Origin of the sequence: Pseudorhodoplanes sp. (assembly GCF_035565855.1) — a bacterium.
Classification (GTDB): domain Bacteria; phylum Pseudomonadota; class Alphaproteobacteria; order Rhizobiales; family Xanthobacteraceae; genus Pseudorhodoplanes.
In genome coordinates, this window is record NZ_DATMRX010000187.1 from 1 (window position 1) to 12,956 (window position 12,956).

Annotated in this window: 10 protein-coding genes; 5 read left to right on the forward strand and 5 right to left on the reverse strand. The window is 63.3% G+C overall.

Features of this window, described 5'->3' with window-relative positions; genetic code table 11:
* The 3 genes from VN004_RS10305 to VN004_RS10315 form a co-directional block, all read left to right on the forward strand.
* A partial coding sequence (locus tag VN004_RS10305; protein ID WP_325609608.1) for a hypothetical protein occupies window positions 1–1,030 on the forward strand: 1,030 nt, incomplete at its 5' end.
* A gap of 7 nt (window positions 1,031–1,037) precedes the next feature.
* Complete coding sequence (locus tag VN004_RS10310; protein WP_325609610.1) at window positions 1,038–2,309, forward strand: oligosaccharide flippase family protein; 1,272 nt, start codon at window positions 1,038–1,040, stop codon at window positions 2,307–2,309.
* Between the two features lie 89 nt (window positions 2,310–2,398).
* Window positions 2,399–3,622: a glycosyltransferase gene (locus VN004_RS10315; RefSeq protein ID WP_325609612.1), complete on the forward strand. Its 1,224-nt coding sequence runs from the start codon at window positions 2,399–2,401 to the stop codon at window positions 3,620–3,622.
* 10 nt (window positions 3,623–3,632) lie between these two features.
* Here VN004_RS10315 and VN004_RS10320 read toward each other — a convergent pair whose 3' ends face one another.
* A complete protein-coding gene (locus VN004_RS10320; protein WP_325609614.1) occupies window positions 3,633–4,457 on the reverse strand; it encodes a class I SAM-dependent methyltransferase in 825 nt (274 codons plus the stop codon).
* A gap of 40 nt (window positions 4,458–4,497) precedes the next feature.
* A complete protein-coding gene (locus VN004_RS10325; protein WP_325609616.1) occupies window positions 4,498–5,766 on the reverse strand; it encodes a hypothetical protein in 1,269 nt (422 codons plus the stop codon).
* Between the two features lie 316 nt (window positions 5,767–6,082).
* Between VN004_RS10325 and VN004_RS10330 the strand changes: the two genes are divergently transcribed.
* Complete coding sequence (locus tag VN004_RS10330; RefSeq protein ID WP_325609618.1) at window positions 6,083–6,865, forward strand: transglutaminase domain-containing protein; 783 nt, start codon at window positions 6,083–6,085, stop codon at window positions 6,863–6,865.
* 194 nt (window positions 6,866–7,059) lie between these two features.
* Here VN004_RS10330 and VN004_RS10335 read toward each other — a convergent pair whose 3' ends face one another.
* From VN004_RS10335 to VN004_RS10345, 3 genes are all read right to left on the reverse strand, one after another.
* Window positions 7,060–8,166, reverse strand: a complete 1,107-nt coding sequence (locus VN004_RS10335; protein ID WP_325609620.1) for a sulfotransferase — start codon at window positions 8,164–8,166, stop codon at window positions 7,060–7,062.
* Between the two features lie 99 nt (window positions 8,167–8,265).
* Entirely contained in the window at window positions 8,266–10,227 is a 1,962-nt protein-coding gene (asnB, locus tag VN004_RS10340) for an asparagine synthase (glutamine-hydrolyzing) (protein WP_325609622.1), read from the reverse strand.
* Between the two features lie 11 nt (window positions 10,228–10,238).
* On the reverse strand, window positions 10,239–11,489 hold the full coding sequence (locus tag VN004_RS10345; protein ID WP_325609624.1) for an O-antigen ligase family protein: 1,251 nt from the start codon (window positions 11,487–11,489) through the stop codon (window positions 10,239–10,241).
* A 177-nt stretch (window positions 11,490–11,666) separates the two neighbouring features.
* On the opposite strand from VN004_RS10345, the gene VN004_RS10350 reads away from it, so the two are divergent.
* The gene (locus tag VN004_RS10350; RefSeq protein ID WP_325609626.1) at window positions 11,667–12,695 is read left to right on the forward strand and encodes a KpsF/GutQ family sugar-phosphate isomerase; all 1,029 of its coding nucleotides are present in this window, start codon (window positions 11,667–11,669) and stop codon (window positions 12,693–12,695) included.
* The last annotated feature ends 261 nt before the right edge of the window (window positions 12,696–12,956 follow it).

Sequence of the window (12,956 nt, forward strand, 5' to 3'; positions counted from 1 at the left end):
CCAGCTCGTGAATTTCATTCCGTTGTTCGCCATCGCGCAGCTGCTGTTCCTTATCGCCCTGCTGCAGAGGATCGGTTACGCGCTGATCGCGGCCGTCCTAGGGTGCCTCATCATCTTCTCGTCGACGTCGGCGATGATCCACGTCGTCTATTTCAACCACCATCTCCTGCTCGGCTTCATGATATTGATGTTTGCGGTCATCACCCAGGACCGCAAGCCGGATCAGGATAAAGCTTCGGTCCTCGCGCTGCTGATCCTGCTCTTTGGCATCGATATCGGCCGCGCGGAGGCTGCGCTCGTCAGCCTCATCCTGCTCGTCGTCCTGATACGCCACGACAATTTCAGCGTCCGGGAGCGTCTGACACTCGCTTTGGGTAACGCGGTGGCCGTGACGCTGTATCTCGGCTTCGTCGCCTCCATGGAGGTCGACACCTCGATACGGCTGATCATCCTCAACCGGTTCTCGATTGCCGTGCTGATTGCGATCACCTGGGCCTATGCAGGTTACGTCGCGCTCACGCATTACAGCGCGCAGATCGCCCGGCTCGATCGCTCGACCCTGGCAATTACGCTCGGCCTGTCCGTCGTTGCCATGGGTCTGGCGGTCCTCGTGGCCCCGATACGGCTCACCCAATCGCTGGCCGCGATCTTCACGAACACGTTCCTCCTGGTCGGCTTCTGGGGATTCACCTGGTGGATCCTGGTCGGCGCGCTGGTCATTGCATGGCGCCTCGCCAGAGCGCGTTCGCGTCCACTGCTATCCAGCGATCCGCGCTTTGTGCTGATCGTGAGCATGCTCGCTCTCATGATGCTTCTGGCCGTCGGCAGGGACCCCTACAGGCTGGGCTTTGGCGACACCTTCAACCGGTTCCTCGCGCATCTCGCGCCGGTCTGGCTCTGGCTGGTCGCCGACCTGTGGCGGCGTATCGATCTCGACAGGCCGGTGTCTTGGCTGCTCTCTAAACCAGCCGGGCAAATCGAGCACGGCACACCATCGCACGCGAAGCCGCCGGCTTCAGAGAGCGTCTAGCCGCGACATGCGCACAGATTTCCTTACGGGCGTTGTCTGGAACATAGCTGCGCTTTTGTTTCTTGCCGTCCTTGGTGTCGCGCTCAACATCGCGATCGGGCGCCTCTACGGCCCCGCGGATCTCGGCACATTCAATATCGCATTCACCCTTCTGATCTGCATCTCGCAGATCGCATCCTTCGGCCTGCAATTGTCCGTCCTCCACGGAATTGCGAAGGCCGGCGAAAACAATCCGGAGCAATTGGCCGCGGTGATCTATGGCGGGCTCGCGTTGTGCGTCGTCATCGCCAGCCTTGTCACATCGCTCTCGATTCTCGGAACGGACGTCCTGACCCACTTCTTTCCCGGCGTGCCGGACCTCAAAACAGCATGGCTCATCGCAGCGCCCGGCCTGTTGCCATTCGCAGCCAACAAATACCTGCTCGGCGCGGTCAACGGGCTGCAGCACATGCGCGCTTTCGCGGTGTTTCAGGCTGCCCGATTTGTGTTGATCCTGATCGCGCTGGGCATCATGGTCGCGATCGGGGCGCCCGGGCCGTGGCTCGCCGGCATCCTCTCGGCGGCGGAATTCGCGCTGTGCATTCCGCTCGGGCTCTATGTGCTCCGGGCGGTCCCCTGCCGGGGCGGCCTCGCGCAGCTCGCACCCGCGGCGAAGCGCCACGCGTCGTTTGGACTGCGCGTATTCGCTGCGGGATTGCTGACCGAACTCAACAAGCGCGTCGATGTCCTGCTGGTCGGCGCCCTGATGAACGCGCGCGCCGCAGGAATTTACACCGTTGCAGCGCTGCTCTTCGAAGCCGGCATCCAGGTGATCTTCGTCATCCGCAACAATCTGAACCCTCGCCTCGCCCGCAATATCGAAGGCGGACGAGTCGACGAGATTCTTCGTATGAGCCGGCTGACTTTCATCGCGCTGACGCCGCTGCTCGCTCTGGGGGCGATCGTCGCCTATTTCGGCTTTCCCATTGCGGTTCGTCTGATTCTGGACAACCCGGAATTCCTGCTCGCGCGCGAGCCTCTGCTCTGGCTGATGCTCGCGCTGCCGGCCGCCGGCGCCGCGCTCTGCTTCAGCCTGATCCTGTCGCTCGGTGGCTACCCGACGTGGCAAACCATCCTGACGCTGCTTATCCTTGGCGTCACCTGCGCGTTCAATGCGGTGTTGATCCCGCTTTACGGGATCGCGGGAGCAGGCCTCGCGATGGCGATCTCAACGATCATCGCCGCAATCCTGTCGGTCGTGATCCCGCGTTACGTGATGGGAATCCGGCTATTCGTCTGAGCAATGCGCTAATCAGGCGGCAGTAAACAAACGGTCCTATTGTCGATCACCAGATTTCCCGGAATTCGACATTGCCGCTATGATGTCGCATGACCACCACCTCGTCGCCGGCGACGCCGCCCGCCGATAGCGAAAACCAGTCCCGCACCATCATTTTCCTGACCATGTCGCTCGATATCGGGGGCACGGAGAAGCACCTCTCGCTCGTTGCGCCGCGGCTCCGGGCTTACGGGTGGAATCCGGTTATTGTTTGCCTGTGGCGGCGTGGTCCAATGGCTGCCGCTGTCGAGGCCGCCGGGGTGACGGTGATCGGCCGCGAGGTTTCCGGCGGCTCATCGCGGAATTGGACTGCCGATGCGCCCCACATTGCAATGGCCTGGTTCAGGCTCGCGGCGCTGATCCGGCGTACACGGCCGCAGATCGTGCATGTCTTTCTACCGGTCGCCTACATGCTCGGCGCGCCGCTCGCGATCGCCTTTCGCGTGCCCGTCAAGGTGATGAGCCGGCGCAGTCTCAATCTGTATCAGCGCGGCCGATCCGCGGTGCATCGCATCGAAACCTGGCTGCACCGCCGCATGACCGCAGTCATTGCGAACTCAAGGAAGATTGCCCGTCAGTTGATCCAGCAGGAAGGATGCGCGCCCGAGCAAGTGGGCCTGATCTATAACGGTACCGATCTCTCGGCGATTGCCGATGCGCGGCCGCACCCTTCCTTCACGGGGGCGACGAAATTGACGATGATCATCGTCGCCAATCTCATTGCCTATAAGGGCCATGCCGATCTGATCGCGGCGCTTGGCGAAATCGCGGATCGTCTTCCGCAACCATGGCAGCTCCTTTGCGTCGGACGCGATGACGGGATCGGACAGGCGCTTCGCGAGCAGGCATCAGCGCTGGGCCTGAAGGAGAACATCCATTTCCTGGGAGAGCGCAGCGACGTGCCGCAATTGCTCAAGGCCGCCGACTTTGGAATTCTGTGCTCGCATCAGGAAGGCTTTTCCAACGCATTGATCGAAGGGTTGGCCGCCGGCCTGCCAATGGTGGTGACCGATGTCGGCGGAAATGCCGAAGCGGTCACGCACGGCGAAACCGGAATGGTGGTCCCCCCGCATCAACCGCAAGCGCTCGCGGACGCAATCCTCGCGCTCGCCTCGGACCCTGAGCGGCGTTCGCGCATGGGCGCGGCCGCACGGGCGAGCGCCACGCAGCGCTTTTCAATCGAGACGTGCGTCGAGAAATACGACCGGCTTTACCGCGGTCTCCTGAGTGGTGAAAGCGCCGCCCGGATCGCGGGGCTCGATCCCGCACAATAAGGCGCAGGTTTCAGGCTTTCCGGCCGACGAAATTGTAGTGACTGAACAGCGGCGCGGCCGAACCGGGAATCCAGTTCTCGATCGGCATCAGGCGGTCGGCGGCGCTGATATTGGGAAACACCCGAAAATAGCGGACCGCATCCTGCGTGATCCCCGCCTCGGCAAAACCACGCGCCATCCTGGATGGCACGGTGATGCGTTCGTTGCCGTAAAGAATGCGCTCGCCGGCCTCGGTCGTGCGTTCGACGACGGTTCGAAATCCGCGCCGGCGCAGCAGCACCAGTTGCAGCAGCGGATTCCATCCATTGGCCTCGGAGATCACGACCCGGCCGCCGGGTTTCAGCAGCGCCGCGATGGTTGAATAGACGCGGTCGCGTGGCTCGACGTGATGGAACGCCTGCTCCATCCAGATCAGGTCGAAGTCCGGCTGGCGCGGAAGGTCGAACAACGAGCAGAAGCGGAATTCCAGATCCAATCGCCGGCCGATGCCCTGCTCCACGATCTCCTGGCGCGCCCGCGCCACGGCGAGCCGCTCGGCATTGACGTCGATCGCGAGCACGCGCGCGCCGCGCAGCGCGAACCACAAGGCTTCCGTGCCGCAACCGCCGCCGATCTCGAGCAGCGCCGGCCGATCTTGCGCAGCAATCAGCTGACAGACTTCTTCGGATTGGCCCCGGTAATGATGCCGGACATAGGAGGTAAATTTCGCCCGATATCCGGCATAATAGCCGTTGAAGACGCCGGCATGAGGCTCCTGCAGCACCGGATTCTCCAGCCACCACGCCAGAAAGGCGTCGATGGTTGCGAAATCGCGAGCGAAATCCGGCAAGGTCATGCGCCGACGGGTCCCGGCACGGGCAACGCACTGCATCGGCTCATCGGCTCGTCCGTTCAATCAACGCCACATGTCCCACGGGTGAAGCCTCGCAGAGCACTTCCCGCGATCCCACTAGCCTGACCGGCAGGCGGGCGGCAAGCGCGTCGAGCCGGGCCTGAAAATCGCCGGTTTGCGCCGGATGCTCGAACAGCATGTATTTCCACGGCAGCGCCAGGGCCTCGTGCGGCCATCCGGTTTCGTCAGGTCCACTGCGATAATGGAGCAGCGCGTCGGAGCCCCCGATAGCGGACAGGAACGGCGGCAATGCGACGGCCGCGTCGCGATCTGCTGCCGGCATCGGAGCCAGAGAGAACCGGGTGCACCCCAAGGCCAGCAAGAGCCGTTCCGCAGAAGGCAACGCCGCTTTATCCCGGAATGCGTGCAGCCAGCGCGCGCCACGCCGCAACGCCTCCGCGCTGTCCAGCGGATGGACACAGCCCCAGTGAACGGCCACGCGATCGGCCAACGACACATGAGCCTCATCGAGCAAGCGGAGGCTGGCGTCGGCCATTGCGGCCGCTTCCGCGGATCGTGCGATCTCGTTGTCCAGCAAGCGCGCGTAGAAGGCGCGCGCGTCATCCGTGAGGACCGGCGGCTCAGGCGCAAACGTGGCCGCCTCACGCCACGTTTCCGAAAGATAAAGCTGGTGGCCGGGCAAGGTGAAATTATGGATGTCGACATAGAGCGGCCGCTGGTACGCGACCGAACGGATGAGGTTCCCGTTGCAATCGGGCTTTTGAAAATCCACGCCCGACCAGCCTGCCGCGCTGATCAGCTTCAGCAGTCCCTGCGTTTCGAGATCGCGCAGCTGGGTGACGACACGCGTGCAGTCGTTCTCTTCGAGGGCCGCCGCGGTGACGTGTTCGACGACATAACACACACGCAAAGTGCCATCCGGCGTTTCGACCTCGACGAGGTCGTAGAGGCGCGGCGCAAGTCCGGCAGCATGCAGGACGTTGTATGTCAAAAGCTGCTTGCTGTGGGGATACGACATGCGCCGGGCCATGTACCGCCCGGGCCGTCCCGTCATGTAGGGCTGGTCCACGCCCCCTGACCCGCGGCTGATCTTGATGCCGCAACCTTTCGGATAATTCGTCTGCAAGTCGCGCAGTGGAGACGCCGCCCAGGTTGCAGGCGGCAGATACAGCGCGTCGCCGCCCGCTCCGCAGACGAGGCCGCGGTCCCGGCAGAAAGCCAATAAGGATTCGGGTTGAAGGAAACGCGCTTCGACCGGCAGCCTGACCCGCCTTACCGGCTGCAATGGCAATGCAGCCTCCCAAACGGGGCGGGCGCGGCCGGCGGACGTGGCGCGTTCCGCGACATAGCGCAGTGCCGCTCCCGCTTCGAGGCGCGCGTTCAGAAGGGCGACATAACAAAACCGCGCGGCATGCGTAAGAGCGGGGAAGCCGGCAAGGTTGCGTTTGACGAGGTCGCGTATGGGCCTTGATGTCATGGGCACGCAGTTGCGGCGGGGCAGACCTTGAACGCTCGCCGGATCAGGAGGGACGGTCGTGGCCTTTTCAGAATTTTCCCCCCGGTTTTGACTGATAGGCTAAGACGCTGTCCGATGAAAGGTCAGTCTGGTGAGTAGCCATTCCATCACCGGTGAGGCGTCGAGGTCCGCCCCGCGGAAGCGCCGGCGCGCCCTTGTTTTCGGGGCGCTCGTGGCAGCGGTGATCGCGGCATGCGCGGCGCTCCTCGCCGCGCATAATGTCCCCCTAGCACTCACCGAGGCCGATGTGAGGGCCATTCCGCAGCTTTTGGCGGCAGCGGGCAAGCCACACCTGACGCGCAATGCCGCGGTGGGCGGCTCGTTCGAGGAGCAGGCGAAGATCATTGCGGAGGTGCAGCAGGCGGTGCTGGCGACGGCACCGAAGACCGATCCGATCGATTTCGATCGCGAGCGCGAACCCAAGGACCTCCTGGAGCTCGGCTATGGGCTGTGCTTTGACCGAAGCCGCGCGATCGAGAAGATCCTCGCCTATGTCGGCCTGCCGTCGCGTCACATCTCGGTCTATGACCTGTCAGAGTCGCAAAGTCCGATCCGCGCCTTGATCGCGCCCGGAACGCGATCGCACGCCTTGACCGAAGTCCTGACCGAAAAAGGATGGATGGCCGTCGATCCCGACATCGCCTGGATCGGACTGACGGAGAAAGGCGAGGTGGTTTCGGTTCGCGATCTGCAGCGGAACACGTCAACCGACTATGCCTGGCACAGCCTCGTGAAAACTGACCGCAACGACATCTTCCGGACGGACTTCACCTATGTGATCGGCCTTTATTCCCGGCACGGACGATTCTATCCGCCCTATAACGCCATACCCGATATCAATTACCGGCAGTTTGCGGCGAACCTTCTGCCTTAGGGCACATTCAGTTTTCACTGAAGCAGCCGCTCTCTCGAGCTGTCATCGCCCGCGAAGGCGGGCGATTCAGTAAACACAAATGCTTCAAGTTTATACTGGTGCCCCGCCTTCGCGGGGCATGACTGGAAATGGGCGATGCGATTCCACCTCAACCGAAATCGCCCTGGACTGAACGCGGCAAGGGTCCGCACCACTCACACAGTCTCGACCAGCTCCTTCATCGCACGCTCGTAGAGCGGCATGCAGTGCTTGGTGAGATGGTCGCGCTCCTCGTCGCTCAACAGCGATTCCCGCTCCACGACCGTATCGTTCATCACGCCCGGCTTGGTCGGCGCAAAGGCGGAATTGGAAGCGATCGGCTCGCCGTTGAATGTCGGCGTAACCAGTGCGGGATGAAAGTCGAGTCCGATGCGGCTGCAGATCAGGCGCATCGACGCCTCGGTCTTCTTCACGAGATCGTCGAAGCGCAGAACGATGACGCGGTCCGGCTTGCGCGCGCGTTCACGGAACATCGCCTCGACCGAGGCATTCCATCGCGCCGCCGTCGCGCTGACCTTGGTCATATCGGGCGCGTCCCTCTTCAGCCGCGCGAACGAGGGGTGCCAGCTGAGCGGGGAGCGGACCGATGAGATCAGATAACCGTCCGGATAGGTCTCCCAGAACTGGTCCATGTTGTTCGGCTCGACCGCCAGCATCGGAACGAAGCCGCTGACGAAACGGGCCTGATCGATGCGCGAGCGCATGTTGAGCCAGGCGTTGAAATACGAGGTGAAATAGGCGTTCAGGACATCCCGCCCATTGGCGCGCACGCCTTTCTTCAGTGCCTCGCGAAACAGCTCGAGCTGCAACTGCGGCATGAGAAAGAAGTTCATGCGGTCGGTGTTGTGCTTGCCCTTGCTGTAACCGCGCTCGAAGAAATCGACGTTGTTCAGCTCGAACAGCACCCGAAACTGCTCGTCGACATCGGCGATGTCCAGCGGCGGCCAGATCCGCTTGTTCGGATAACCGATCTTGAGCTCGTGCGGATGCGCCAGCACATCGGGATGACCGTCGAACAGCTGCGCCAGCATCGAGCCGCCGGAGCGCTCCACCTGCGAAATCAGGATGAGCGGCTGATTGACCGGCTGATAGGCCTCCTTCATGCGGTTGATCAGCGCGGCAACATTGGCCGAACGCCCTTTGACCGCATTGAAATAAGGGCGATAGCGGAGCTGATCCTTGATCAGCCCCAGAACCCTGCGCGCCATCGCCCTTGGCAGGGATCGCGTCGCATTCTCCTTGGCGCCTTGAGCTGAAGCCATTCTCAAACCTGATGGTCCCGGTCGCGAGATCGGGCGCATAGATACAGACCCGGTCATCGATTTGGAAGGGGCGACCAAAGGCGCCACCAGCGCACGATCTCACGCCGGCACGGGAGCCGCGAGGCGTGTCGCCTCCGAAAATTCCCGCCGCCAGGCCTCGAACATCAGCAGGTTCCAGAGCCCGTGCTCCAGATTCCGGGCGCCGCCAAGATGCAGCTGCCATTTTTCCGTGACCTTCGCCGCATCGAACAGGCCCTCGGCCTGCAGCGCAGCCGGGTCCAGCAGATCGGCGGCCCATTCCCGCAAGGGCCCCCGCAGCCAGTCACCGATCGGGACGCTGAACCCGGATTTCGGCCGCTCGAACAGCGAGGACGGCGCATACCGGAACAGCACCTGCCGCAGCAGCCATTTGCCGCTGCCGTTCCGGAATTTGAACCGCTGCGGCAGCCGCCAGGCAAATTCCACGACGCGGTGGTCCAGCAGCGGAACGCGCGCCTCCAGCCCCACCGCCATGCTGGCGCGGTCCACCTTGGTGAGAATGTCATCCGGCAGATAGGTTGCGGTGTCCATCAATTGCATCCAGTCGCGCGCATCGGGCAACGCGGTGCGATCGACGGCGTCCAGCGCAAGATGCGGCTCACGGGCATCGCGCAACAGCGTCCAGACCTCATCGCCCGGCGAAATCAGCCGCTCGTAATATCCCTGCTCGTCCTCGGGCAGGACGGCCGCGAGCTTGTGCATCTTGTAGCCGGGCTGCCGCGGCCGCATCGTCGCCGGCAGCAGCCCAAATATCGCATCCCATCGCGACGGCGGCACGGCTGTGATCGCCCGACTGATGCTCTCTCGCAGGTGCTGCGGCAAATGCCGCAACGTCGCGGTCAGGCGATAGCCCGCACCATATCGGTTGTAACCGCCGAACAATTCGTCACCGCCATCGCCGGACAGGGCCACCGTGACATGCCGCCGCGTGAGTTCGGACACGAGATACGTCGGAATTTGCGAGGAATCCGCGAAGGGCTCGTCGAAGATCACCGGCAGCCGTGTGATGCAGGCCCGCGCCTCCGCTGGAGAAACGACAAACTCGGTGTGATCCGTGCCGAGATGACGCGCGACGGCCGCAGCATGCGCCGATTCATCGTAATCGGCCTCCTGAAAACCGATCGAGAATGTCCGCACAGGGCCGCTGCTCGCCTTCCGCATCAGCGCGACCACCGTCGATGAATCGATGCCGCCCGACAGGAACGCGCCGAGCGGCACGTCTGCAATCATGCGGCGGCTGACGGCATCCGACAGAAGCGTATCCAGCGCGTCGATCGCCTCGCCGTCGGACATGTCGCTCTGGTCGGCCTTGCCCCGCATCGCCACATCAGCGAGCGACCAATAGGGCTCTTCCTCAATGCGATCTTCGGCGCAAATCGTCAGGATCGTGCCCGGCTTCAGCTTGTGGACGCCGCGAAAGATGCTGCGCGGAGCCGGCACGTAGCTGTAGCGAAGAAATGCCGCGAGCGACTGCCGATCGAGCTCGGGGTCGAAGCCCGGCACGCCGCGAAGCGCCTTGAGTTCGGACGCAAACATCATCCGCCCGTCGGCAAGGCTCCAGTAGACCGGCTTGATGCCGAGCCGGTCGCGCACCAGGGAGAGAGACCTGTCCTGCCGATCCCACACGGCGAAGGCGAACATGCCGATGAGCCGTCGCACCGTCTCCCTGACGCCCCAGACCGCGCATCCTTCCGCCAGCACTTCGGTGTCCGAATGTCCGCGAAACTTTCGGCCCGCCGCCTGAAGGTCGGCGCGCAGCTCCGCCGCGTTGTAGATTTCGCCGTTGTAGGAGAGGACAAAACGGCCGCAGCTTGAATGCATCGGCTGCGCGCCGAGCGGGCTGAGATCGACGATCGACAGGCGGGTATGCGCGAGCAGGATGCCGGTCTCGGCGTCGCTCCAGTGGGCGGCATCGTCAGGACCGCGATGCCGTAAGGCGCCCGTCATGCGCTCGCCGATGGCGCGCAGGTCGTCGGCGCGCATGCGTCGCCTGAAATCGACAAGCCCGCCGATGCCACACATCGCAGGATGCCTCAGCGCGCGGCGCGCAGCGCCATGCCCGCCGCGACGCCGATGCCGACCACGTAAAGCCAGCCATGCGTGAAGTCGAACAGATGCGAATTGAAAAGCGAGCCGATCAGATGCTGGGTGAATATGATCGCAATCGCAGCGCCCGCGACGCCGGCAACCCGCAGCAGGCCGGCATGCGCGGCCCACATCGCCAGAAGGAGCAGCACGCCGATCGCCCCGAATTGCACGGCCGCAGCAAGAATCTGGTTGTGCGGATTGGAGGTGACGAGGCCGGAGGCACCGCTCTGCTGGCTCGCGACTTTCTCGAACAGCGTGCGGGTGGACGCGGTGCCATGGCCGATGATCGGTGCTTCCGTCACGAATTGCGCGGACTTTTTCCAGAATTCGATGCGCTCGCCCGACGAGGTGCGGACGTCATCTTCGTTATAGGCATTGATCTCGTGAGCGATCGCGAGCACGCGATCCCGCGTCGCCGACGAGCTCTGCCAGATCAGGGCCGAAGCGATCAGGACGGCGACGATGGAGACCACGAGCGCGTGCCACCGATATTCCCGGAACATCGACATCAGAAGGACCAGTCCGACGATCGGGATCGATAGCAGGATGGTGCGGCTGGTCGATACGAACATGATGTTGACGAGGAATGCGGCGGCCAGGAGCGCGCCGCCGACGAACCAGCGATGATCCGAGCGCCGGAAGCTGTCGAGGCTGACATAGATGAAGCCCATGGCCGCGATCAGGAACATGGTGCTCTGTGAAATCCGGTCCTTGACGAGGATTCCCGGATGCTTTCCGAAGCGGCCGAGTTCCGAGGGGAACACGGCCGTCAGCGTCGAGGCGATGAGCAATGCGCAGCAGGACACAAGAAAAGCAATGAAGACAGCACGCCCGTTCGTGGAATTACGGAACTGCGTGATCAGGACTGGCACGGCCGCGAGTTTCAGGAAAGGCGACAGCCCTTGCAGCCGTTCCTTCCATTCAACGTCCGCCCAGAGCAGGCCGAGCAGTGCGAGCAGAAAAATGGCCACGGGCAGATAGGCAGCCGGGAGCCGTAGCGTCTCCTTGAGTTCCGCGAACCGGATCGTCGGGATCACCGCGAGAATCCAGGCCGCGAGCAGGATCGACAGCACCGAGGTCGACCAGGGCAGCGCAGCGGCGATACCCACCACCAGAAAATCGGCCACCCGCCGCAATTTTTCGAGCCGCTCGTCCGAGGCGTTTCGCCATGCGTCTATACGTTGAACCAGCGCCACGTCACATTTTCCCGCGCAATTCGACTGACGCAAGGCCCTACGGCGGCGGGGCCGGCCCGCCCCTGCCCTCGGCGCCCCCTGTGTGGGTATCGCCAAATAAGGCCGCTTTCGTCAATTTTAATCGGCGCCGGGATTTCGTATACCATCGGACCCCATGTCCTGCGGACCGGATTTCCGATGATTGAAGCCAGACCGAAAATTGCCGACGACGACGCGCTTTTCCGCGCGCGCATGATCGATTCGGCCGTGCGGACGCTCGAGGCCGAGGCGGAGGGCATCAAGGCGCTGGCGGCCGCTTTGCGGGACGGGCTCGGCCGCGCGCTCAATGGCGCGATCGACCTGATCCGCGCCTCGCAGAAAGACGACTCGGCGCGCGGGCGCCTCATTGTGACCGGCATGGGCAAATCCGGCCATGTCGCCCGCAAGCTCGCGGCCACTTTCGCCTCGACCGGAACGCCGGCCTTTTTCGTGCACCCGAGCGAAGCCAGCCACGGCGACCTCGGCATGATCCAGGATGAAGACGTCGTCCTTGCCTTGTCGTGGTCCGGCGAAACCGCCGAACTCAAGAACATCATCGATTACGCCAAGCGTCGGAATATCAGCCTGATCGGGATGACCTCGGACGCCAATTCGACGCTTGGCCGCGCCGCCGATGTCGTGCTCGCATTGCCGCAGGCGCGCGAAGCCTGCCCGCATAACCTTGCGCCGACCACCTCATCGGTCATGCAACTTGCTCTCGGCGACGCACTCGCGATCGCGCTGCTCGACAGCCGCGGCTTCTCGGCGCAGCAATTCCATGTGCTGCATCCGGGCGGACGGCTTGGTGCGCTCCTCAAATTCGCACGCGACGTGATGCGCACCGGCGACGGCCTTCCGATCGCCGCTACCGGTTCGCGCATGGCCGACGCCGTGGTGGAAATGTCCGCGAAAGGCGTCGGCTGCATCGGCATCGTCGATGCCCATGGCCAATTGTGCGGAATCATCACCGACGGCGATCTGCGAAGGCATATGCGCCCCGGACTGACCGAGCAGACCGTTGACGAAGTGATGACGCGCGGCCCGAAGACCTGCAATCCGGACCAACTTGTCAGCGAAGTGATCGAGGCGCTCAATTCGGCGAAGATCACCGCGATGTTCGTGGTCGAAGGCAACCGCCCGATCGGGGTGGTGCATCTGCACGATCTCTTGCGCATCGGCGTCGCTTGATCCACACCTCGGCACCAGCGGCGACCATTCTTAACTCCACTTTCGAACCTGTCGCGCCGGCGAACCGCTTTGACGGCATGATGTGATGACGACTCTGCTTGAGCCGTTCCGGCACGGGACCTTGGTCGCCCTGATCGTTGTCGCCGCGTCTGCCGCGCTGACCGCACTCCTGATCGTGTGGCTTCATCCATTCCTCGTGCGTTATGCGATGGCACGGCCGAACGCACGCTCGTCTCACAAGGTCCCGACACCGCAAGGCGG